Origin of the sequence: Variovorax sp. CAN15 (assembly GCF_030462475.1) — a bacterium.
Lineage (GTDB): Bacteria > Pseudomonadota > Gammaproteobacteria > Burkholderiales > Burkholderiaceae_C > Variovorax.
This window is the reverse complement of record NZ_JASMRZ010000005.1, coordinates 1-22,299: the sequence shown is the minus strand read 5'-3', so window position 1 is coordinate 22,299 and position 22,299 is coordinate 1. Positions and strand designations below refer to the sequence as shown.

The window sequence follows — 22,299 nt, the reverse complement described above, 5'->3', positions numbered from 1 at the left end:
GGCACAGGTCGTCGTGCGCCAACACCATCAATCAGTTGGGTACCGCCAGTATTACCCAATGGGTGACACAATTGCCCCAACACCCTCGAAGCCGTTAGATATTCAACAACTGCTAGCAATTGGCAATATTTATCTCCGGCCGTGGGATCTATGAAGCACCGCAGCAAGTGGGAAGAAATTATTTAGCGTGGAATCATTCTGCTAACAATTTCTCGATTCCTTGCACTCTACAATCGCAAGAGTGAACAGGGATAAGATAAGTTTAGAAGCAGCCATCGCAATGACCGGCGTCAGCAAGCGGACGCTATGGCGCCGCGTGTCTAGCGGATCAATAAAAAAAATCGGCAAGGACTCACGAGGCCGCGCCATGCTATGTCTTGCCGACGTTTCAGCATCAATCCCTATCTCGATGAGCAAAGAGGATAGGGAAATTTTGTTGAAGGCAGACGGTGGCGAGGCGGAGGCTCAAAATGACGCTGGTGCCATGTTCTATGTCGCCCGCTCCTTCGGCGCTGCAGCCTATTGGTTTATACTGGCCGCGACACAGCAAAACCCAGATGCGATGCAATGGCTGGGCCAGTGCCATGCAAATGGCCACGGGGTCTCTCAAGACTCAAATTTGGCAATCATGTGGCTTGCAAAATCTGCGGCTCTCGGGAATTTCATTGCCCGCCAGCAAATTCAATTCATGATTGAAAAAACAACCGCCCCGGATTTCTCGAAATATTTGCCCCCAACCGGAGGGCATGAGCAGCGCCGATGAGCTCAATCGCGGCAGCGCGGTTAATTACACATGGGCAACATATTCAAACGATTGAGCGACTCCAGCTTTTCTTTCACGGTTGCGGTACCGCCCCGGAGCCAGACTCGGAACCGGTTTGACGCAGCCAACGCGCGAACTCGAGCGGAAAAGCATCGCTGAAGCGCTCCGCCTGCGCTTTGGATTCTTCCTTGAAGCCGAGCAATTCGGCGCTCTTGATCAGCTTGACGATGACACGCGGCTCCGGCGAAAAATGGATCACACGACGCGCAAGAGCATGCATCTCAGTTGCGTTCGCGGGTGTCACGGTGGTGAGAGTCAGTTCCGCGAACTCAGCCTGTCGGGCGAAGAGCCATGTTCCCCTCACTTTGGCAAGGGTGTTCTCCTTGAAGGCTGACAGCCGCTCATCGGCCGGGAGGTAAATCTGACTGACACGGATGTATTCCCAACTGGCATACCCAACTACCAGCAGCATGGCTCCCGCCGCGAGAGACGACAGCGCCGGCCGGATCGCAAGGTTGGACCTGGCTGGCCACAGCATGCCCAGGCAAAAGCCGAAGACCAGTTGGAACGGCGCGTACCAGAGCGGGTATTCGAGCAGGCTGTGCAGCACGATCGCGCCCAGCATGCCCCACGCCATCAGTCGGGTGGGGTCGCGCTCGCACCAGGGTCCTGCAGCAAGCACCAGCCACAGGAAGCCGCCGCAGATGAATACCGCGGCAGGAATGCCCAGTTCCACTGCGAAATGCAGCGGTAGGTTATGGGCGTTGTCCAGAATTTCGACGAACCGAGGCCCGTCGTATTGGGTGCTGTAATGCGCGAAGCTGAGCTCACCCCATCCCCAGCCGGTCCAAGGATGTTCTGCGATAAGCGAAAGCACGTTGCGCCAGAGGACCAGCCGGCTGTGGTCATCGGGCGCGCCGGTATGCAGGCGCTGCAGCATGCTCTCGACGCCGCCGCCCGCGCCTCCCAGCAATTGAGGCAGCAGCCAGGCGAGGATGAAATAACAGGGGATGGTTGCCAGCAAAAGCAGGGGCGAGGGCAACTTCATCCGGTCTTCGGCTTCGGCGCGCCAGCCTCGGCGCTCGCGCCTCGCGACGAAACTCGCAACGCCCACGATAGCCAGCAACTGCAGCAATCCTGTGCGGGATGTCGAGGCTGCGGCCGCTATGAGCAACAGCAGTGCCGCAGCCAGCAATCCGCGCCTCGCACGGGGTGAGGGGTGCTTGGCATGAAGCCATAGCATCGCGATCCACGCCATGCTGATCAGCGTAGCGAACTGGTTGCGCTGGCGGAGGTTGCCGTAGGCCTGGCCGAGAGCGGGGGAGCTTGTCCACGGGGCGAGCGGCTCGGCATGGCCGTAGTACTGCAACAAGCCCAGCACGCCGCTGACGAGACCGGCGAGGAGCACGCCGGCGGCCAGCCAGGATGGGACCAGACAGCCTTCGCGCACCAGTCCACTGCCCACGCTCGCGGCTGCTGCGACCCCCGCGATCGCAAGACAAACTGGCCCCCATGAAGGCAGCGCATACCAACCGGAAAGGGCGACGAAAGCCCCCCCAAGACCCAGCCATGCCCAAACCCTGAGGGCAGGCGAGTGGACTGGAGCCAGCGACAACAACCCTGCCAGGCAGGCCCAGGAAACCAGGGATTGCCACGCGCTCACGGATGGACCGGCAACCAGGGGGCAAAGAAAAGGTATGGCGACGAAACCTGCGCGCGCAACACCGAGAACTTTGAAAGCGGGCAGAACTGAACTGGCGGGCGCTGCGCAGGAGGTCATCCGGTCATTGTGCCGGGGGCGCTTGCCGACGAAAGGTCACTGCCAGGAGACGGATGGTTTTGCAGAAACAAACATTCAGAGACATCCTTTAACAACTTTGTGTAATTGTTTCCCGCCCGTTTCCGGCCCTGCCGGCCGGTCTGAAAGGTGTCTTTTGATGAAACAGCAATCTGCTTGCAACCGGATCGCCCGCCGTGACCGATCGCACGGCTTCACGCTGATTGAAATCATGATCACGGTGGTGATCATCGGTGTGCTCGCAGCCATTGCTATCCCGAGCTACCAGGACTACGTACGGCGAGGGTACGTTGTGGACGCCACCAACGGGCTGGCGACCATGCGGGCGAACATGGAGAGGTACTTTCAGGACAACCGGACGTACAAAAAGGTCGGAACGATTATTCCGCCTTGTCAAAACACAGACGCAAAGCCCCGCACCTTCGGCAACTTCGTGGTGAGTTGCGCCGGCGATACCGACACGGGTGACACCAGCTTCCTTCTCACCGCAACCGGAAGCGGTCCTGCTAAGGACGTCGTCTTTACGGTCGATCACGCGAACTCTCAAGCCACGACCAAAATGCCATCTGGATGGTCGGGCTGGACGTCCTGCACCACCGCCTGGATCGTCAAGAAGGGGCAAGCATGCCCCTCGTCATGATGGGCCGCCGCTCTCCGGTCCGGCTTCTGGGCTTCACACTCGTCGAGATGATCGTGGTTGTGGCGATCATGGCCCTGCTCGCCGCGCTCGCTACGCCGTCCATGCTCGGCTGGGTGCGCAACAACAAGATCCGCACGGTCAGCGATTCGCTGCAGAACGCTCTACGGCAGGCGCAGACCGAAGCCACCCGGCGCAATCGGCAAGTGGTTTTCTCCTTGACCGACAACAGCCCCACCACTACCACCTATACAGCCAAGGCCAACGGCAGCAACTGGGCCATCAGCACAGTGGTGCCAGCCGACTCGGACACGACCGCAACGTTCGTGGAAGCGGGGATCCTGCTCGATGTCGCCTCGAACGTGGCGATCACGGGGCCCAAGACGTCATCCAACGTCGCATCGGCGCTTTGCTTCAGTTCCATCGGCCGCCTCGTGACGAACGAGACGCCAGGCCCCACTGGCGCAAAGTGCAAGGCCGAGGCCGCCCAGTACGACATCGCGATGAGCGACACCAAGACGGGTGACAGGCCGCTGCGTGTCACCGTTGCAGTAGGGGGACAAGTCCGTATGTGCGATCCCGCCCGAACACTTTCAGCGACCCAGCCCGACGGGTGTCCATAGCGATGAAATACCCAAGCGAAAAAACTCGCCGGAGCCAAGCCGGCGTCGCGTTACTTGAAGTCCTGATTTCAGTATTGCTGTTCTCCCTGGGATTGCTGGGACTGATCGGCCTTCAGGCGCGAGCCGTCAGCTTCTCGGTAGATGCCGAGGACCGCAATCGTGCGGCTCTGCTCGCGAACGAGGTCGTAGCCCTCATGTGGCTCAACCAGTCGGCGACTGTGCCTGCTGCTGCGCTGACTGCCTGGAAAGCTCGCGTCAAAGATCCGAAGTCGGGAGGCCTCCCCAGCGGTGATGGTCAAGTCGACGTCGCCGCCACGGCGAAGTCCGCCGACGTGACGATCACCTGGCAAGCCCCATCGCAAAGCACGAGCAGCAAACTCACAACCCACGTGGAGCTGCCCCAATGAGCGCTCGACAAGTCCGGCCTGCCTTGCGGGAACGCGGCCTCACCCTTATCGAGTTGCTGGTCGCCATGGTCATCGCGCTGGTGGTGACATTGGCGATCACAAGCGCCGTGATCTTCGGCGAATCGACCAAGCGCACGACCACATCGGTCAACGACATCAATCAATCGGGCTCCTACGCTGCCTATCTGTTGGACCGCGCAGGTCGCAGCGCGGGCTCCGGCTTCACCCAGTCGTGGGACCTGGGTGTCTTCGGATGCAAGCTGCAGGCCAAGCAGAACAACGTGGCGATCCTTCCGCGCACTACCGTCTTTCCAGCGCCGTTCGAGAAATTCCTCACCAACGCCGCGGGGGTCGCGGACCTGCGCGTCGCGCCGCTGCTGATCGGCAAAGGCCAATCTTCGGACGGCAAGTCCGACGTGCTGCTGATGATGGGGGGCAATGCCGCGGCTGGCGATGTGCCGCGCCCCATTCTCGCCGCGGGCACCGACCCGAAGATCCTTCGCCTGGACAACACGGTCCAGCTGAAGCCGAACGACATAGCGCTGGTCAGTCAGGTCGGCACAACCGACTGTCTGCTCGAACAGGTCGACTCTGCCTTTGCGGACAGCGCGAACAACGAACTGGTCACGCTCAACGGGATGTACTACACGGCAGGCGTCGGTACGACGCTGGCATCGCTTGCTGCCAGCGGCACCGCGTACCTCTCGGTGCTGGGCAACAACACGGCCAACAACGTGCAGTTCCAGCTCTTCGGCATCGGCCCGAACAACACGCTGGCCAGCTATGACCTGCTGCGCAGCGACGGCACCGACACGATCCAGACCCTGGCCGATGGCGTCATGGAGCTGCACGCGCTCTACGGGCTGGACACCAACAAGGACGGCATCATCGACGGGTGGAAGGCGCCTGATGCCACGGGCTTCGACATCAAGACCATGATGACGAACGGAAACCTCAGCAGGCAGGTGGTTGCCGTCCGCGTGGGCCTGATCCTGCGCAGCGCCACGCTCGAACGTGACGTTGTCTCATCGACCATTCCCGCGATGTTCAGCGATACGGGCCTGCAGCGCGACCCCGTCACATTGACCGGTGACGACCGCCGCTATCGCTATCGCGTCGTCGAATTCACCATTCCGCTGCGCAACATCCTGTTGCTGCCCAAATCATGATTACTTCCTTGCGCAGGCAGCGCCGCGAACGCGGCGTCGTGCTGCTGATCTGCCTGATCGTTCTCGTCATCCTGCTTGCGGGCGGCGTCGCCGTGATGCGCTCGATGAACACGACCCTCTCCAGCGCCGGTAACCTGGCGTTCAAGCGCGACCTCGTCAATCAGGGCGAGCAGGCGGCGGTCAAGGCCCTGGCACTGTTCAGCACCGGCGCCTTGTCTGCCGTTGGCGCCGACTACAACGATGTGAAAACGTCGAACTACAGCGCGGTCAGGTTGGACACCAACGACCGAGGAATACCGCTCGCGCTCCTGAAAGACGAGCTCTACAAGGGGAAAGCCACCGACATCATCGTGGGGACGGACGCGATACAAATCCGCTACCTCATCGACCGCCTCTGCAACGTCAGCGGCGCGTCGAGCAAGAGCACCTGTATCTACGCCCCTGCAACCACCGATGTGCGCGGCGGCAGTGTCCAGGAATCCGGGCGCCCCCCCCCGCCCAAGGCGCTGGTCTATCGATTGAGCGTGCGCGTGGACGGCCCCCGCGACACGCAGGTCTTCCTGCAGTCCTCCTTCACGAAGCCCGAATAACGCATCGCGAAAGAACCATGAACAACATTCCGATTCTTGCCACGCGCGTGGCTGGCGCGGTTGCGCTCGCCAGCGCACTCTTCGGCCTGCACACGCCAGCCGATGCAGCCAGCCTCGCCGACCAGCCTGTCTTCGCCACCTCGAACGTGCCCGGCAACCTGGCGCTGACGCTGTCCGTGGAGTGGCCAACGGCCTCGCGCACGGCACACACCGCCGCATACGCCAGCACAAGCACCTTCCTCGGCTACTTCGACCCCAACAAGTGCTATTCGTACGTGGTGGACACCACGGCCAACGAAACCAACACCGGCGACAAGAGCTTCTTCGACCCGACGGCCGTAGCCAGCAGCCACAAGTGCGACGGAACGAAGTGGAGCGGCAACTTCCTGAACTGGGCGGCCACGGCAACCATCGACCCGTTCCGCTGGGCAATGACGGGCGGCAGGCGCGTGGTTGACACGACGACCGACACCATCCTGGAAAAGGGCTATCACGCAGGGCAAGGCCTGTTCGACGATCGAAACCTTCCCTCGGCGGAAATCGCAGGCGCCACGCCGTTCAGCACCTCGACGAGCCTCGGCATCTCGGTCAACGGCCGCAAGTATGCGATGCGCATCACCGCATCCGGTGCATCACTGAAAGGCGAATACTACAACAACGCCAACAAGACACTCGCCGGTACGGCGACCGTCACGGTACCGCAAGACACCGTGGATCACGACTGGGGCTCCGGAGCGCCCGTGACAGGCATCGGCGCGGACAACTTCGCTGCGCGCTTTACGGGCTCGTTCGTTGCCCCTTCGACAGGCACCTATACGTTCCGGGTACGGGCGGACGACGGTGTACGCCTTTGGATAGGCGGGCTGCTGGTCATCGACAAATGGATCGACCAGGGCCCGACCAACTACGACGCCACGGTTGCCCTGGTGGCGGGACAGAGCTTCGACGTGAAGATCGAGTACTACGAGAACGGTGGCGGCGCGGTCATGCAGTTCCTGTGGAAGAGACCAGGCAGCAACAGCTTCAATACGTTCACGAGCGACATCGGCGGCGCAGTCACCAACGACTACACGATGCGCAACAGGGTTTGCAACCCCAACGCTCCCGGTGGTGTCGAGAGCAACTGCGTGCAGTACGGGAGCAACTGGAAGCCAGAGGGACTGATCCAGCAGTACGCGCGGCGCATGCGATTCAGCGCCTTCGGTTATCTGAACGAAGACGGCAATGGCCGCGATGGCGGCGTGATGCGCGCGCGCCAGAAATTCGTGGGCCCGATGCAGCCGGTGCCCGGGCTCCCCGATACCGCGAACGCCAACAAGGAATGGGACCCGAACACAGGTGTGTTCGTTCGCAATCCTGACTCAGCCGATGCCAGTGCAACCTCTGCCAATGGCGTAACCATTGCCGACAGCGGCGTGATCAACTACCTCAACAAGTTCGGCCAGATCATTCCCGGCTCCTACAAATCGAACGACCCTGTGAGCGAGCTCTACTACGCGGCCCTGCGCTACTACCGCAACCTGGGCAACGTGCCGGAATGGAGCAATCTGAACACCACCGACACAAACACCACGGCGAAGCGCCTCGACGGCTTTCCGGTCATCACGAACTGGGACGATCCGATCCAGTACTCGTGCCAGCGCAACTTCGTCCTCGGGATCGGTGACATCTACACCCATGCGGACAAGAACGTTCCCGGCAACACGAACACCGCCAACGAGCCGACGATGCCCGCGTCGGTCACGGCCGACAAGACGGTCAATGCAGTGACAGCGACAACCAAGGTCGGCCAGTTGCAAGGGATGACGGGAGATCTGGGCACGCGCACCAACGTCTCGAACAATTGCTGCAGCAACAACTCAGCGCTCATGGCAGGTCTCGCCTACGACGCGAACACCAAGGACATCCGGCCCGACGACACGAAGACGCCGAGCACCATCGGCAAGCAGACGGTTCAGACCTATTGGGTCGACGTGCTCGAACAGGCTTTCCAGGCGAACAACCAGTTCTACCTGGCTGCGAAGTTCGGTGGTCTCAAGATACCCACCAACATGCAGAACACGTTCGACCCGTACACCTTCAGCGACACCATTCCGCAGACATGGTGGTCCACAAGCGGCGACACGCTCACCGACACACGCAACGGCGGCACCACTCAGCCGCGGCCGGACAACTACTTCACGGCAGGCCGGCCCGACTCGATGGTGGATGGCCTGACGAAGGCCTTCGCGAGCATCGCCAACGCCATCAAATCGTTCACCACATCGTTCTCGCTGTCGAGCCCGCAGGTATCGGCCGCAGGCGCGGCGTCCTACGCATCGCAGTACGACTCGAACGGCTGGACAGGCGTGCTGTCGGGCAGCCAGCTCACGTTCCCCAACGACGTACCGACGCTCACGGAGATGTGGAACAGCTCGAGCACACTGGAAAGCCAGCTGGCCGGTACCGGCTGGGATACCGCCCGTCGCGTGCTCACCTGGAACGGCACCGCGGGCGTGCCCTTCCGCAAGGCCAACCTGACAGCGGCCCAGTCCACCGCCCTCGATACACCGTGGGCCACGGGTGACGACAGCGGCGACTTCCTCAATTACCTGCGTGGCGACCGCAGCAAGGAAAAGACGACCACCGACGACACCAAGCCCTACCGCCGTCGCGCCTTGCTGCTCGGCGACATCGTGAACGCGAAGGTCACGCCAGTTGGCCCGCCTTCGAGCCAGTTCTCGAACACGGTCAACCCCGGCTACGCGAAGTTCAAGACCGACTATGCCTCCCGCGCCACCATCGTCTATGCGGGCGCCAACGACGGCATGCTGCACGCGTTCAATGGCGCCCTCACCGGAACGAATGCCGGCAAGGAGCTGTTCGCCTACGTGCCAAGCATGCTGTTCTCGGGCCCCAGCAGCCCGGCCACGCCCACGCTCGATGGCCTGCGCCAACTCGGCAACCCGGACTACCAGCACCACTACTACGTCGACGCATCGCCCAAGGCCTTCGACATCGACTTCAACAGCGCCGGCGGCGTTTTCACGACCACCGCAACCGGCAACAACTCCGACTGGCGCACCGTGCTGATCGGCGGGCTCGGCAAGGGCGGCAAAGGCTTCTACGCCATCGACGTGACCGATCCCGCGAGCATGACCAGCGAGGACACCATCAAGACCAAGGTACTGTGGGAGTTCTCCAGCGCGACCACCGGCGTGGACAGCACGCTGGGCTACAGCTTCGGCACGCCGGTGGTGTTGAAGACCAAGAAGTACGGATGGGTCGTGGTCTTCACTTCGGGCTACAACAACGGCGACGGATTCGGCTACGTGTACTTCGTGAACCCGAAGACCGGCGCACTGCTTGAGAAAGTGCAGACCGGAAGCTCGGCAGCAGGCCTGGCACAGCTGACCGCCTACATCACCGACTTCACGGACGGCACCGCCGATGCGCTCTATGCGGGCGACCTGAACGGACAACTGTGGCGTTTCGACGTGACCGCGGCCAAGGGCAGCGCCGGTTCCTACCCTGCCCCGTTGAAGCTGGCCACCCTGGCCGATGCCAGCGGCTCACAGCCAATCACGACCCAGCCCCTGGTGGAGATCGACCCCAAGAGCAAGAAGCGCTATGTGCTCTTCGGCACTGGCCAGTTGCTCGACACCGTGGACATCAATTCGAAGGCGGGCCAGTCGTTCTACGCCATCATCGACGGCGATGCCACGAGCTTCGACAAAGGCAGAACCGCTGCGATCACGCGCGACGACCTGGCAGCCCTGAACGAGGACAACCTCACGGGCAAAACGGCTTTCAGCCTGGGAACGAAGCTGGGCTGGTACCTCGACCTGGGCAGCGACGCAACGTCGGGAACGACCTGGCGCGTGACGCTCGGCGCCACGTCGTTCAATGGGGTAGTGGTGTTCTCCAGCCTGATGACCACGGGCGACGCCTGCAGTCCCTCGGGCCAGAGCCGGATCTATGCTGTGAACTATGGGTCCGGCACAACAGCGCTGACTTCGGGGGCGGCATATGTCGGCTACACCAGCGCGATCACGGACATCCAGATCATCAACAACAACGGCCGGATGCAGGGCATCGCGGGCAACGTGAGAGGTGAAGTGAATCAACCGCCAATCGACTTCGGCAAGGGGACGGGGCTGCGGTTGTTGAATTGGCGGGAAGTGCCGACGATTGATTGATGGCTAGATCGGGCAGGCATTCCGTAGCGTAATTTACCCGAGCGTCTCGGTGGACTTCCGAGTGGTGCATCTGCGCCACCCGCGCTGGAGCAGGACTGGCATGTGGGTCGTTCAGAGCTTTGCGCAGGAAGCTAACGAGTACGCCTCGATCGGCGGCTCGACCATCATTCGGGGCGCGCCAGCTATCGACGACGCGGTCTGGCCGCCTCAATGACGATCAAACTCTTCCTTGCTGGTCTGGGCTGGAAACATCCAGGCTCCTCCGCGGCCTACACGACACCTGCGTGGCTATGCTGCGCCGGTCGCACCGAAAGACGGTGTGACCGGGATTGGTCTCCCGTGCAATCACTGCGATGCAAGCCGCAGTCCCCGCAGGGTCTGCGGCTTCGTCGTTCGTGCCTCCAGTTTTGGCGGCTCGGCGGGCGGGCGCAAGCCCGCCCGGTTTCACGCAAGTGGTTGCCCGGTAGACCAACCCGTCGAGCTGCCGCCCCGATTGGTCTCGGGACGGCAGTTTTTGAAAACTGCAATCACTTGGAGGCCGTTTATGGCTATGCCGGCAGACGCGTCCGCGCACGCCCCTTCGCTTCCTGGGTCTTCTGAAACCGTTAGCGCCGAATCGCTCGCGCTACAGGCATGCGATGACATCGACAATCTGCAGGTTGTGCGGCGCGCCTACGCGTGTCTTGAAAAACTCATCGCTCCGCAATATGTGACCGACACGGAAGAGATCTGTGCGACGCGCACCGAATTCAGCGTCATGGTGCGACTGGTCAACGAGGAGATGCAGCGGAGCATCAAAGCGGCGGAGACCACGATTCAATCGTTACTCGTTGCGCTTAGCGAAAGTAGGCGCAATTAAGCCTTCAACGTACAACGGAAGCCGACGCGAAGGTCAAACAGATTTGACTTTTGTATCGGGAGATCGCGATGCCACTGATCGGAGGTAAGCTGCACACAGACCAGATTGCACTGAGGTACCGAGTCGCTAACTTAATTTAGACCTGACTCTTATCCGCGCTGTCAAATTGGAATCGGACCCCAGATTTGCAGCAGGTTCAGATCGCACTGGAGGCCGCCAAGGCGCTGGGGCAGCACACCGCGCAACTCGCGGCAGGTGCGATGTCTGCCATGCATGTCTCCGCGGACATCAGCGGGTCGGGCAGCGCCAGCGCCAGCGCCAGCGCCAGCGCTTCGGATTCGAACAGCAATAGCACCAGCACGACTTACAACTACCAGTACTGAGTTGGGAGTCTTGACTTGGAATCAAGCTAATTGGAGGGCGCCCTACATATGCATGAACTCAAACTGGCAAGAGCAACACACCGCTACCTCCAATCACGACCGAATCGAGGCATCGCCGGATGAATTTAATTTAGATTAGCCCAAAAATCACTCGATATTTAACTTTCTTTGCGTATGTGGCGTATTCAGGGTTTTTCATTAAAAGCTGCTCCTCTCGAAAAATCCTGATTGCCTGAAAAAAATACAATGCTGCGTAGGTGAAAAAATTCCACCAACTAAATGTGGAAAGCAAAAAACCCAGATGGTTGAGAAAATATCCAAAATAGATAGGATGCCTGACTATTCGGTATGGACCGCTAGTGACGATGCCGCGATCTGCCGGCAGAAGACCAAATGATCGGCCCAGATAAATTTTGGAGACGATCTGCCATCCTATCCCCAAAACCTGCATTGTTTCTGTAACTATCAACGGGGCAATTTTTACTCCAGAGCTTAGTGATACGAACAGAAAATAGAACGTTGCAACCCCCGTACTGATAATGGATATTACATCTGTGGAGGTTGTTGTTGATGGCTTTGAGAAAATAACTATACCGATAGTAACCACTTCCCCAATTAGCAGGAGAACCAGCGTTGGCAATAGAGTGCGAGAGTTTTCGATGGTGAGCAATATTCGATAAACAAAAGCGGAAAGCGCAATTGTTACAACGAATTTAGTTGCAATGATTATCAGAAGTTTCTTGGACATATAAAAAAAGCGGTCCGAAGACCGCTTTTCAATATCAAACCCCAATCAATTAGCCTCCGCCGCCGCCGCCTGCAGCGGGGGTGTTCGGGCAACCTGCCGGCGCATACTTTGCGTCTGCCGTCGTACCGCAGGTCCAGCTGCCTGCATCAGTACGGGTCCAGGTGATCGTGAAAGGCGTCGCTTTCAGAATTGCGGCCGCTTGGCCTGCGAAGGAAGCAGCAATGGTGCCGTCGGTGGTCAGAGCGGCGGTATTCGTGGACGCAGCGAGAGCGGTGCCAGCGGTAGAAGTCAGGGGTGCCGACAGGCTCAAGATGCCCGAGCTAGTGGCGCCGAGGTCGCAGGCGCCAATGGCTGTCTTTCCATTGTTCAGGCAGTCCTCGTAAGCTGTCTTCAGTGCGCCGGTTTCTCCCATGGCGCGGGCCACTTGAGACTTGGCGATGTAGGTTTGGTACTGCGGAATCGCGATAGCGGCCAAGATGCCGATGATCGCGACAACGATCATCAGTTCTATCAAGGTGAAGCCGGCTTGCGCGCGGCGAGCGATAGTGCGACGGTTCATTGAACTAACTCCAGGTAGGTTGGTTGTTACGCCCGGGAACCTGCCCGGAGCGAGGTACCTTTCGCAGCATCTGTGCCACCCGCCTGAGACCCCCTTCCCGTACCGGACGTGTCACCTCTGACCACGTTGGAGTTACACGGTGTGACACAACTTGCCCCAAGATGCGACACTTGGTGACAAATTTGTCATGCCAAAGCGTCACCAACCGTCAGAGAGTCAGGACGCCATCCGCCTTCAGCCAGCGGATATCCCGCTGCGCCAGCCCAGCCACCTGATCGTCCACCAGCGCTTCGATCTGACTCATGATCTCGTCGGTTTCGGCGGGCTTGGTGTGGGTGATGTAGATCGGGTACTGCTTGCCCGGCCCGATGTGCGTCAGTTCGTCGGCCAGGACTGCGGGCGACAGGTGCAGGCTGCGCTCGGCGAGGGCCTGTTCGCGGCTGCTGAACGCGGTTTCGATGACCAGCATCGCCACGTCGAGTTCGTTCACGCGTTCCCAGAAGAAGGCGTTGCGCTCGGTGTCTCCGCTGAAAACCCAGTGGGCGCCGCCTTCCGCCCGCCGCACGGCGAAGCCGCAGGCCGGCACGGTATGGACCGCGGGCAGCACCTCCACCACCTTGGGCTCGCGGCTGCCCAGCGGCAGTTGCTGCCCCACCGCAATGTCGTGAAAGCTCACGAAGGGCGATTCGGGGCTGGGAATGCTTTCGAAGTCGGGCCAGATGACGTTGTTGAACACATGCACGCGCAGCGCGTCGATGGTGTCCCTCAGCGCATGCACGCGCAGCGGCTGCGTGCGGCGGCTGCAGATGGCGTCGAGCATCAGGGGGAGCGCCGCGATGTGGTCGAGGTGGCTGTGCGTGAGCACGACGTCGTCGATGCGGACCATCTCGTCGAGCGTGAGGTCCCCGACACCGGTGCCCGCATCGACGAGCAGGTCCGTGTCGACCAGGAACGAGGTGGTGCGGCAGTCTTTGGCGATGGCGCCCGAGCAACCCAGCACACGAACCTGCATTGTGAAAGACCCCTTTTATGTGTCTGTCGTCATTTGGTCTCGAACCGGGTCGCGCCGTCCCAGTTCGGGTCTTGCGGTCGCAACGCCATCGAGGCTAAACGCTGGGCGTAGAGCTGGTAAAGGACTTTTTTCGCATCCGCGGCGAGCAGGGGCGCCAGCAAGTTTCGGCCCATGGCCCAGTCCTGGCGGCGATATGCGGCGAGGACTTCGCTCCAGCGTTCGAGCAGCTGCTGCGCTTGCTGCACCGCCTCGGGCGTGCCTGCGGCGAGGGGCGTAAAAACGGAAACGGCTTGTGCTTTTCCCTTGACCCGCACGCTGTCGAGCTCCTGCCAGACGAAGCCCGGCGCCAGTTCGCGCGTCGCGCCGCTGGCGACCACTTCGACGCCGTAGTGCCCGCTCAGGCCCTCGAGGCGCGATGCGAGGTTGACCGCATCGCCGACCACCGTATAGCTGCGTCGCGCCGCCGATCCCATGTCGCCCACGCTCATCACGCCGCTGTTGATGCCGATGCCCACGCTGATCTCGGGCCGGCCGCTTGCGCGATGTATGCGGTTGATGTCGCGCACGGCCTCGGCCATGTCGAGCGCGGCGCGCACGGCGAGCGTGGCGTGTTCGGGCGTGTCGATGGGCGCGCCCCAGAAGGCCATGACGCAGTCGCCCATGTACTTGTCGACGGTGCCGCGGTGGGCGCTGACGACATCGGTGAGCCGGCTGAAGACGGTGTTGAGAAAGGCCTGCAGCTCGGCCGGCGCCATCTGCTCCGACAGGCGCGTGAAGTCGCGCATGTCGCAGAACATCACGGTCATGGGCTTGCTCTCGGCGCGCATGCTGTAGCGGTCGGGGTGCGCCATCATCTCGTTGACGAGCTGGGGCGGCACGTAGGTGCCGAAGAGCCGCACCAGCCCGCGCCGCGCGCGCGACTCGACGAAGTAGCCCCAGCTCATGTTGAGCGCGAACGCAAGAGCCGCCATGGCCAGCGCCGATGCGAGCGGCAGCACGAGGCTGTAGCCCGTGTAGAGCCAGAAATTCAGGCCGATCAGCGCGGCGATCGCCCCTGCTGCCAGCAGCATGGCGCGCGGGGCGGACAGCAGCGACATCCCGAAGGCGAGCAGGAGCCCGGTCACGACCGCGAGCAGTACCTCGTAGCCCGGCGCGTAGTCGGGCACGCTGAGCAGCCGCCCATCGAGCAGCGCGGAGACGATGTTCGCGTGCACCTCGACGCCCGGGAAGGCGGCTTCGACAGGCGTGGCGCGCAGATCCTGCAACCCTGGGGCGGTGGCGCCGACGAGCACGATCTTGTCTTTCAGCTCGCCCGGCGCAAGCCGCCCTTCGAGCACGTCGGCGGCCGGCACGTAGCGAAACGATCCGCCGTCCAAACCGCCCTGGCCACGGAACGGCACCTGCAAGCTTCCTGTCCCGTCGACCGGGACGCGCAGCCGCCCCACCCTCAGCGACTCGAGCTGCGGCGCCGTGCCGCCACCCGGGGCAAAGGCCGGCTGCACGGGTGGCGATCCGTTCGCGAGTCGATAGACCGCGAGCCCCAGAGACTCGTAGTAGCCCGGCTGCGCCCTGTCGCCGTCATAGCGGGCGATGAGCGGCACGCTGCGGATCACGCCGTCGCCGTCGATGCCGACCAGCGTGTTCAGGAAGCCCGCGGCCGGCGCGGCTTTCGCCAGCTCCGGCAGGCTGGCGCCGAAGCCGTTCCAGCCCGTGGCGTAGGTGCCCCCCGGGGGAAAGGCACCCACGGGCAGCAAGGGAGCCGCAGGCAGCCGCCCCTTGGCGCTGGGTGCGTCGGTTCGCGTGAAGTAGTAGCCCAGCGCCACGCGCCGGCCGCTCAGCGCGGCGGCGAGCGTGGCGTCGTGATCGAGCGAAGGCGCGAGCCGCTCGACCTCGGCGGCCAGGCCGGGTATTTTGCCCAGCGGGCCGCCCACAAGCTCTCTCAGCCTGTCGAGACCCGAGCTGCGGTCGGGCTCGAGGAACATGACGTCGAAGCCGAGCACGGCCGCCTGCTGCCGGGTCAGCAGCTCGGTGGTCAGACGGGCGATCTTGTCGCGTGCCCAGGGCCACTGGCCCTGCCGCGCGAGGCTGGCGTCGTCCACGTCGACGATCACCACCCGGGCGTCGGGGGTGCCCGGCATGGTGGCGCGCAGGCGGATGTCGTAGATCAGCTGGTCAAGGCGCTCCAGCGCGGTCAGCCGCCAGGCGCCGGTGGCATGCGCCAGTGCCAGCAGCACCGGCAGCAGGGTGATGGCGATGCGCGGCCAGTGCCGCCGCAGCTCTTCTCTCACGGCGCCCGGTCCGGGTATGCGAGACCGCGGCGAGCCGAGCGAGAAAGCGGCTCAGATGCGCACGAACTGCATGCGCGTGGCATCGCCCAGTTCGAGCACGTCGCGCTCCTGCAGCGCGACGGCCTCGACCCCCAGCTGCAGGCCGTTGAGCGTGACGTTGCCCTCGACGCCGGCTGCCACGTAGCCCTGGCGCCGGCGCGTGACCACAGCCACCGCGACTCCGGGCTTGCCGACGGTGGTGACCACCTTCTGGAGCCCGACGTCCTGCCCTTCGTTGGCGCCGGAAAGCACGCGCAGCACCGGAATGCCAAGCTCGACCAGCGCGCCGGATTCGGTAGGCGCCGAAGACAACGGCATGGCGCCTGACGGGTATTGGGCCGGGGCGGTGCGGATCGAGACAGCCCCGGTGTCGAGGTTGCTGCGCGCGCGGAAATGGATGCGGCAGCCTCCGACCTCGATGACATCGTTGTCCTTGAGCGCCTGCCGCTGGACGGCGAGCGCGTTGACGTAGGTGCCGTTGGTGCTGTTGAGATCTTCAATTTCGACTTCGCCGCCGGTCATGTGCAGCACGGCGTGCTCGCCGCTGACCGCCAGATTGTCGATCACGATGTCGTTGTAGGCGCGGCGTCCCAGCGTCGTGCGCTCCTTGGCGAGCGCCACCTGCCCGATGACAACGCCATCGACCGAAATGATCATCTTCGGCATTGCCGACTCCCCGAATCCAAAGCATGAATGACGACGGCAGGCAGGCCACAGGGCCGCTGCCCGCGGGCCCGGCTGGCCGCCTGTGCGCTGCGTTTACGCAACGCCCGCACTTGCCAGGACAACCGAGATGTTGTCCCGTCCGCCATTGTCATTGGCATTTGCAACCAAAAGTGATGCTTTTTTCTGAAGCCCGACATCGTGTCCTAGAAGCGTGAAAAGCTGCTCATCCGAAACCATCTCGCTGAGCCCGTCGGAGCAAAGCATATAGAGATCGCCCGGTCTTGCGCTGTGTTCATGCATTTCCAGCAAGACTTGGGCCTCCACGCCGACAGCACGGGTCACGAGGTTTCGGGTGGGTGAGTTCAGCGCTTCTTCGGCGGTGATGGCACCCGCATCCAGCTGCTGCTGGCGCAGGGAATGGTCACGGGTGAGCAGTTCCAGCTTGTTGTTGCGCAGGCGGTAGCAGCGCGAGTCGCCGATATGGCCGACCACCACCCGCTGCGGCCGGAATGCCGCCAGCACCAGGGTTGTCCCCATGCCCTGCAGTTCCGGGTTGGTCGTGCCTTCCTGCAGGATCGCGCCGTTGGCCTCGTCAGTGGCGGCCTGCAGCGCTCGCCGGACCACGCGGGCCGGCGCCTGCATTCCCGCATGGGCGAACCAGCGGCCGAAGCTGGCGTGCAGGAGCGAGACGGCCATGGCGCTTGCAACTTCGCCGCCCTTGTAGCCGCCCATGCCGTCGGCCAGCAGGGCCAGGCCGAGGGCGGGATCGACGTGCACCGCGTCTTCGTTATGGGAGCGCATCCGCCCGACGTCGGTCTGGTAGGCGAATTCCCAGGTCAGCGGGGGGCGGGAGGAGAAAAGGGAGACGCCGACACTCGCCATGGTCTGTCAGCGCCGATCTCTTTGCAGCTCAGTGTTGCGCGGCGGCGTGCGCGCGCCGCTGCATGAGGCGGCCGGCGGCCACGACGAACACGGCACCGGCAGCCGCGGCCGCATAGTGCAGCCACGGGTTGGCCGCCAGCGTGTCGCGCAGGATGGCGTCCTGCACGATGGTCTCGCCGCCGACCCAGCCGATCAGCGCGGCGCCCAGCATCACGATGATCGGGAAACGTTCCATGAGCTTGATCATGAGCGTGCTGCCGAAAATCACCAAGGGAATACTGATCGCCAGGCCCAGGATCAGCAACACCATGCTGCCCTGTGCCGCGGCCGCGACGGCGATCACGTTGTCCAGGCTCATCACCAGGTCGGCCAGCAGGATGGTGCGCACGGCGGCCATCATGCTGCCGTACTCCTTGGACTCGCCCTCGCCGTCGTCTTCCTCGCCCAGCAGCTGCAGGCCGATCCACAGCAGCAGCAGGCCGCCGATGATCTGCAGGTAAGGCAGCGCGAGCAGCCTGGCCGCCACCACCGTGAGCACGATCCGCAGCACCACGGCCGCGCCCGAGCCGAAGAGCACGGCCTTCTTTTGTTGGGCGGGCGGCAGCGAGCGCGCCGCCATCGCGATCACCACCGCGTTGTCGCCCGACAGGATGATGTTGATCCAGATGATCTTGAGCAGACCTATCCAGAAATCTGTGCTTTGAAGAAATTCCATGTCTCTGATCCCACTGTGTTTTATTGAAAAAAGCGCCCGCAATCCAATGCGGGCGCTTTTTTGTTTCTGCGTGGTCCTCTCATGACCCGGCTCTGCGGCCGGTGTCGCGGAGCCGTCTCTTACAGCTTGGCCTTGAGCAGCTTGGCCAGTTCCGAGAAGTTGCGCGTCACGGTGAAGCCGCATTCTTCCATGATGGACAGCTTGGCTTCGGCCGTGTCGGCGCCGCCGGAGATCAGCGCGCCGGCGTGGCCCATGCGCTTGCCGGGAGGGGCGGTGACGCCGGCGATGAAGCCCACGACCGGCTTCTTCATGTTGTCCTTGCACCAGCGGGCAGCGTCAGCTTCGTCCGGGCCGCCGATCTCGCCGATCATGATCACCGCGTCGGTGTCCGGATCGTCGTTGAAGGCCTTCATCACATCGATGTGCTTCAGGCCGTTGATCGGGTCGCCGCCGATACCCACTGCCGACGACTGGCCCAGGCCGATTTCCGTCAGTTGAGCCACGGCTTCGTACGTCAGCGTGCCCGAGCGCGAGACCACGCCGATGCGGCCCTTGCGGTGGATGTGGCCGGGCATGATGCCGATCTTGATCTCGTCGGGCGTGATCAGGCCGGGGCAGTTCGGGCCCAGCAGCAGCGTCTTCTTGCCGCCGGCCGCTTCCTTGGCCTTCATCTTGTTGCGCACTTCGAGCATGTCGCGAACCGGAATGCCTTCGGTGATGCAGATCGCCATGTCGAGGTCGGCCTCGACGGCTTCCCAGATGGCGGCGGCGGCGCCTGCCGGCGGCACGTAGATCACCGACACGGTGGCGCCCGTCTGCTGGGCGGCTTCCTTGACGGAACCGAAGATCGGGATGTTGAAGATCGACTCGCCGGCCTTCTTGGGGTTCACGCCAGCGACGAAGCAGTTCTTGCCGTTCGCGTATTCCTGGCACTTCTCGGTGTGGAACTGGCCGGTCTTGCCGGTGATGCCCTGCGTGATGACTTTGGTGTCTTTGTTGATGTAGATCGACATGACTTGTTCCTTAGGCCTTCTTGACTGCTGCCACGACCTTCTGGGCCGCTTCCGCCATGGTGTCGGCGCTGATGATCGGCAGGCCCGACTCGGCCAGCAGCTTCTTGCCTTCGACTTCGTTGGTGCCCTTCATGCGCACGACCAGCGGCACTTGCAGGTTCACGGCCTTGCAGGCCGCGATCACGCCGGTGGCGATGGTGTCGCACTTCATGATGCCGCCGAAGATGTTCACGAGGATGGCTTCCACGTTCTTGTTCTTCAGCATGATCTTGAAGGCTTCGGTGACCTTCTCGGGGGTGGCGCCGCCGCCCACGTCCAGGAAGTTGGCCGGCTCGCCGCCGAACAGCTTGATGGTGTCCATGGTGGCCATGGCCAGGCCGGCACCGTTCACCAGGCAGCCGATGTTGCCGTCCAGCGAGATGTAGGCGAGGTCGAACTTGGAGGCTTCCACTTCGGCCGCGTCTTCCTCGTCGAGGTCGCGCAGGGCGACGATCTCGGGATGGCGGAACAGCGCGTTGCTGTCGAAGTTGAACTTGGCGTCCAGGGCGATGATGTTGCCCTTGCTGTCACGGTTGAGCGGGTTGATCTCGACCAGCGAGGCGTCCGTCTCCATGTAGCAGGTGTAGAGCTTCTTGAAGATGTCCACGGCCTGGGCGGTGGAGTCGGCCGGAATGCCGATGCCGTCGGCGATCTGCTTGGCCTGTTCGTCGGTCAGGCCCTGGGCCGGGTCGGCGAACACGGTGATGATCTTCTCGGGCGAGGAGTGGGCCACTTCCTCGATGTCCATGCCGCCTTCGCTGGAAGCGATGAAGGCCACCTTCTGGGTGGCGCGGTCGGTCACGGCCGAAACGTAGTATTCCTTCTGGATGTCGGCGCCGTCTTCGATGTAGAGGCGACGGACCTTCTGGCCTTCGGGGCCGGTCTGGTGCGTCTTGAGCTGCATGCCGAGGATCTCGCCGGCGAGCTTCTTGACGTCCTCGATGGACTTGGCGACCTTGACGCCACCGCCCTTGCCGCGGCCACCCGCGTGGATCTGGGCCTTGACGACCCAGACCGGGCCCCCAAGCTTCTGGGCGGCTTCAACCGCCTCCTGGACCGTATATGCCGGGATGCCGCGCGGCACCGGCACGCCGAACTTGGCAAGGATTTCCTTGCCTTGGTACTCGTGAATCTTCATGAGGGATGTCTCTCGGAAGGAGGAAGTTGAGAAATCGGGAGATCGGGGCGGAGAGGGTCTATGCTCTGTTGCTCGCGGGCGACGGCAGCCTGACGGCTGGGGGCGGCGAACAACCGCGGACTGTATCATGGTGCGCCGCACCAATGCTGTAAGTGGGGTTGCGGGCAATACGTACTTCCTACTAGTTACCCTGGGGCACTTCCATCATGGCCAAGGTTTTCATCGACGGCGAAGCCGGCACCACCGGCCTTCAGATTCGCGAACGTCTGCAGGCAATGCCGCAGATCGAACTCGTGAGCATCGCCCCCGAGCTGCGAAAGGACGCCGGCGCCAAGCGCGAACTGATGGCCGGCGTCGACCTGGTGGTGCTGTGCCTGCACGACGACGCGGCGCGCGAATCGGTCGCGCTGATCGACCAGCTCCCCGGCGCCAAGCCCAAGATCATCGACGCCTCCACGGCGCACCGCATCGCTCCCGGCTGGGTGTTCGGCTTCCCCGAACTCACCGAAGGCCACTGGCAGGCGGTCGCCAGGGCAGAGCGCGTCGGCAATCCCGGCTGCTACGCCACCGGCGCGATCGCCATGGTGCGCCCGCTGGTCGACGCGGGCATCCTGCCGGCCGACTTCCCCATCTCGCTGCCCTCCGTGAGCGGCTACTCGGGCGGCGGCCGCACCATGATCGAGGCCTACGAAAAGGGCGAGGCCCCGGCCTTCGAGATCTACGCGCTGGGCCTGAAGCACAAGCACATCCCCGAAATCATGGCCTACACCGGCCTCACCCGCCGGCCGGTGTTCATCCCGTCGGTGGGCAACTTCAAGCAGGGCATGCTGGTGCAGTTGCCGCTGCACCTCGACCTGCTGCCCGGCAAGCCCAAGGCCGGCGACCTGCAGGACGCGCTGGCCGCGCACTACGCGCGCAGCAACACGCCCGAGCAGTTCGTGAAGGTGCTGCCGCCAACTGAAGACGGCAAGCTCGAGGCCCTGGCGCTCAACGACACCAACAACCTCGAGATCCGCGTGTTCCCGAACGAGGACCATCGCCATGCCGTGGTGATCGCCCGCCTCGACAACCTCGGCAAGGGCGCCAGCGGCGCCGCGGTGCAGAACCTGAAGCTGATGCTGGGGCTCTGAGCCCCACGCCTCGCACCGGCTTGCCGGCCGGTCAGTTCACCAGCCAGAGTCCCACGCCCAGCAGGGCCGCGTGCGCGCCCAGCGCGATGTACAGCGGCTTGCGCGAGGCCGCGGCCATGTCCTGAAGCGTCTCGTGGATGCGCCGCGTGAGCAGCGCGCGCAGCGCCGGATCCTGAGGCGGGGCACCGCCCTCGCCCGCCACCAGTTCGTTTCCGCTCTCCGCGCGGCTGCGCTGCCATTCGGCCAGCATCTCGCTCAGCGGCAGCCTGTCGATCACGAAGGCCACGACCGCGCGCACCGCCTTGCCTTCGCCCAGCACCGGCGCGAGCTGCCTGCTCAGCGCATCGACCGACAGCCAGTCGGCCACGCGATGCAAGGCGCCGTGCTCCTTCGGCATGGCCTCGATGCGGCTCGCGATCGCCCCGCCCAGCCGCTGCGACACGGCCTCGCCGCGCGCCGCCACCAGATGCTGCATCGCACGCGCACGCCCTTGCTGCGCGCCCAGCGCCACGTAGACGACCACGAAGAACAGCAGCAGCAGCGCCACCAGCAGCGGCGGCGAGGTGACGAGCGCGAGCACCGCGCCGACTCCGCCCGCGCGCGCGGCTACGTTGCCCGGCCCCTGCAGCTGGCTCAGGTAGAAGAAGAAAACACCGCCGCCCC

At 63.1% G+C, this 22,299-nt stretch carries 21 protein-coding genes; 10 read left to right on the top strand and 11 right to left on the bottom strand.

Going from position 1 to position 22,299, the window contains the following annotated elements; genetic code table 11:
- The first annotated feature begins 280 nt into the window (after nt 1-280).
- Complete coding sequence (locus QMO14_RS05920) at nt 281-763, top strand: tetratricopeptide repeat protein (protein ID WP_301505439.1); 483 nt, start codon at nt 281-283, stop codon at nt 761-763.
- Nucleotides 764-836: 73 nt separating this feature from the next.
- Here QMO14_RS05920 and QMO14_RS05915 read toward each other — a convergent pair whose 3' ends face one another.
- Entirely contained in the window at nt 837-2,228 is a 1,392-nt protein-coding gene (locus tag QMO14_RS05915; protein ID WP_301505437.1) for a Wzy polymerase domain-containing protein, read from the bottom strand.
- A 472-nt stretch (nt 2,229-2,700) separates the two neighbouring features.
- On the opposite strand from QMO14_RS05915, the gene QMO14_RS05910 reads away from it, so the two are divergent.
- The 8 genes from QMO14_RS05910 (at nt 2,701) to QMO14_RS05875 (ending at nt 11,407) form a co-directional block, all read left to right on the top strand.
- Nucleotides 2,701-3,201 carry a type IV pilin protein gene (locus QMO14_RS05910; RefSeq protein WP_301505435.1) on the top strand — a complete coding sequence of 167 codons (501 nt, stop codon included), beginning with the start codon at nt 2,701-2,703 and terminating at the stop codon, nt 3,199-3,201.
- Entirely contained in the window at nt 3,186-3,821 is a 636-nt protein-coding gene (locus QMO14_RS05905; protein WP_301505433.1) for a Tfp pilus assembly protein FimT/FimU, read from the top strand. The genes QMO14_RS05910 and QMO14_RS05905 overlap by 16 nt, the downstream gene beginning before the upstream one ends.
- 2 nt (nt 3,822-3,823) lie before the next feature.
- Entirely contained in the window at nt 3,824-4,228 is a 405-nt protein-coding gene (pilV, locus tag QMO14_RS05900) for a type IV pilus modification protein PilV (RefSeq protein ID WP_301505431.1), read from the top strand.
- A complete protein-coding gene (locus QMO14_RS05895) occupies nt 4,225-5,397 on the top strand; it encodes a PilW family protein (RefSeq protein ID WP_301505429.1) in 1,173 nt (390 codons plus the stop codon). The genes pilV and QMO14_RS05895 overlap by 4 nt, the downstream gene beginning before the upstream one ends.
- A complete protein-coding gene (locus QMO14_RS05890; protein WP_301505427.1) occupies nt 5,394-5,987 on the top strand; it encodes a hypothetical protein in 594 nt (197 codons plus the stop codon). The genes QMO14_RS05895 and QMO14_RS05890 overlap by 4 nt, the downstream gene beginning before the upstream one ends.
- 17 nt (nt 5,988-6,004) lie before the next feature.
- Nucleotides 6,005-10,165 (top strand): PilC/PilY family type IV pilus protein, encoded by a 4,161-nt coding sequence (locus tag QMO14_RS05885; protein WP_301505425.1) that lies wholly within the window; start codon nt 6,005-6,007, stop codon nt 10,163-10,165.
- 544 nt (nt 10,166-10,709) lie between these two features.
- Nucleotides 10,710-11,024, top strand: coding sequence for a hypothetical protein (locus tag QMO14_RS05880; protein ID WP_301505423.1), 315 nt, complete (start codon nt 10,710-10,712; stop codon nt 11,022-11,024).
- Between the two features lie 185 nt (nt 11,025-11,209).
- On the top strand, nt 11,210-11,407 hold the full coding sequence (locus tag QMO14_RS05875) for a hypothetical protein (protein WP_301505421.1): 198 nt from the start codon (nt 11,210-11,212) through the stop codon (nt 11,405-11,407).
- 130 nt (nt 11,408-11,537) lie between these two features.
- On the opposite strand, the gene QMO14_RS05870 is transcribed toward QMO14_RS05875, so the two are convergent.
- The 9 genes from QMO14_RS05870 to sucC form a co-directional block, all read right to left on the bottom strand.
- Nucleotides 11,538-12,155: an isoprenylcysteine carboxylmethyltransferase family protein gene (locus QMO14_RS05870; protein ID WP_301505419.1), complete on the bottom strand. Its 618-nt coding sequence runs from the start codon at nt 12,153-12,155 to the stop codon at nt 11,538-11,540.
- Between the two features lie 49 nt (nt 12,156-12,204).
- On the bottom strand, nt 12,205-12,714 hold the full coding sequence (locus tag QMO14_RS05865) for a pilin (RefSeq protein WP_301505417.1): 510 nt from the start codon (nt 12,712-12,714) through the stop codon (nt 12,205-12,207).
- A gap of 208 nt (nt 12,715-12,922) precedes the next feature.
- On the bottom strand, nt 12,923-13,726 hold the full coding sequence (locus QMO14_RS05860; protein ID WP_301505415.1) for a 3',5'-cyclic-nucleotide phosphodiesterase: 804 nt from the start codon (nt 13,724-13,726) through the stop codon (nt 12,923-12,925).
- A gap of 29 nt (nt 13,727-13,755) precedes the next feature.
- The gene (locus QMO14_RS05855) at nt 13,756-16,014 is read right to left on the bottom strand and encodes a CHASE2 domain-containing protein (RefSeq protein ID WP_301505413.1); all 2,259 of its coding nucleotides are present in this window, start codon (nt 16,012-16,014) and stop codon (nt 13,756-13,758) included.
- 51 nt (nt 16,015-16,065) lie between these two features.
- Nucleotides 16,066-16,719, bottom strand: coding sequence for an FHA domain-containing protein (locus QMO14_RS05850; protein ID WP_301505412.1), 654 nt, complete (start codon nt 16,717-16,719; stop codon nt 16,066-16,068).
- A gap of 93 nt (nt 16,720-16,812) precedes the next feature.
- The gene (locus tag QMO14_RS05845) at nt 16,813-17,601 is read right to left on the bottom strand and encodes a Stp1/IreP family PP2C-type Ser/Thr phosphatase (RefSeq protein ID WP_301505409.1); all 789 of its coding nucleotides are present in this window, start codon (nt 17,599-17,601) and stop codon (nt 16,813-16,815) included.
- Nucleotides 17,602-17,629: 28 nt separating this feature from the next.
- Complete coding sequence (locus tag QMO14_RS05840; protein WP_301505407.1) at nt 17,630-18,316, bottom strand: TerC family protein; 687 nt, start codon at nt 18,314-18,316, stop codon at nt 17,630-17,632.
- Nucleotides 18,317-18,435: 119 nt separating this feature from the next.
- Nucleotides 18,436-19,329: a succinate--CoA ligase subunit alpha gene (gene sucD, locus QMO14_RS05835; RefSeq protein WP_301505405.1), complete on the bottom strand. Its 894-nt coding sequence runs from the start codon at nt 19,327-19,329 to the stop codon at nt 18,436-18,438.
- 10 nt (nt 19,330-19,339) lie between these two features.
- Nucleotides 19,340-20,506: an ADP-forming succinate--CoA ligase subunit beta gene (gene sucC, locus QMO14_RS05830; RefSeq protein WP_019653821.1), complete on the bottom strand. Its 1,167-nt coding sequence runs from the start codon at nt 20,504-20,506 to the stop codon at nt 19,340-19,342.
- Nucleotides 20,507-20,712: 206 nt separating this feature from the next.
- Between sucC and argC the strand changes: the two genes are divergently transcribed.
- Nucleotides 20,713-21,636, top strand: coding sequence for an N-acetyl-gamma-glutamyl-phosphate reductase (argC, locus tag QMO14_RS05825; RefSeq protein ID WP_301505403.1), 924 nt, complete (start codon nt 20,713-20,715; stop codon nt 21,634-21,636).
- Between the two features lie 31 nt (nt 21,637-21,667).
- On the opposite strand, the gene QMO14_RS05820 is transcribed toward argC, so the two are convergent.
- The coding region (locus QMO14_RS05820) for a hypothetical protein (protein ID WP_301505401.1) at nt 21,668-22,299 on the bottom strand (632 nt) is incomplete at its 5' end.

Coding starts and splice junctions, on each gene's coding strand:
- sucD (WP_301505405.1), bottom strand. CDS start 19,329: ATGTCGATCTACATCAACAAAGACACCAAAGTCATCACGCAGGGCATC.
- pilV (WP_301505431.1), top strand. CDS start 3,824: ATGAAATACCCAAGCGAAAAAACTCGCCGGAGCCAAGCCGGCGTCGCG.
- QMO14_RS05865 (WP_301505417.1), bottom strand. CDS start 12,714: ATGAACCGTCGCACTATCGCTCGCCGCGCGCAAGCCGGCTTCACCTTG.
- QMO14_RS05920 (WP_301505439.1), top strand. CDS start 281: ATGACCGGCGTCAGCAAGCGGACGCTATGGCGCCGCGTGTCTAGCGGA.
- QMO14_RS05850 (WP_301505412.1), bottom strand. CDS start 16,719: ATGCCGAAGATGATCATTTCGGTCGATGGCGTTGTCATCGGGCAGGTG.
- QMO14_RS05840 (WP_301505407.1), bottom strand. CDS start 18,316: ATGGAATTTCTTCAAAGCACAGATTTCTGGATAGGTCTGCTCAAGATC.
- QMO14_RS05885 (WP_301505425.1), top strand. CDS start 6,005: ATGAACAACATTCCGATTCTTGCCACGCGCGTGGCTGGCGCGGTTGCG.
- sucC (WP_019653821.1), bottom strand. CDS start 20,506: ATGAAGATTCACGAGTACCAAGGCAAGGAAATCCTTGCCAAGTTCGGC.
- QMO14_RS05870 (WP_301505419.1), bottom strand. CDS start 12,155: ATGTCCAAGAAACTTCTGATAATCATTGCAACTAAATTCGTTGTAACA.
- argC (WP_301505403.1), top strand. CDS start 20,713: ATGGCCAAGGTTTTCATCGACGGCGAAGCCGGCACCACCGGCCTTCAG.
- QMO14_RS05910 (WP_301505435.1), top strand. CDS start 2,701: ATGAAACAGCAATCTGCTTGCAACCGGATCGCCCGCCGTGACCGATCG.
- QMO14_RS05880 (WP_301505423.1), top strand. CDS start 10,710: ATGGCTATGCCGGCAGACGCGTCCGCGCACGCCCCTTCGCTTCCTGGG.
- QMO14_RS05905 (WP_301505433.1), top strand. CDS start 3,186: ATGCCCCTCGTCATGATGGGCCGCCGCTCTCCGGTCCGGCTTCTGGGC.
- QMO14_RS05895 (WP_301505429.1), top strand. CDS start 4,225: ATGAGCGCTCGACAAGTCCGGCCTGCCTTGCGGGAACGCGGCCTCACC.
- QMO14_RS05860 (WP_301505415.1), bottom strand. CDS start 13,726: ATGCAGGTTCGTGTGCTGGGTTGCTCGGGCGCCATCGCCAAAGACTGC.
- QMO14_RS05890 (WP_301505427.1), top strand. CDS start 5,394: ATGATTACTTCCTTGCGCAGGCAGCGCCGCGAACGCGGCGTCGTGCTG.
- QMO14_RS05845 (WP_301505409.1), bottom strand. CDS start 17,601: ATGGCGAGTGTCGGCGTCTCCCTTTTCTCCTCCCGCCCCCCGCTGACC.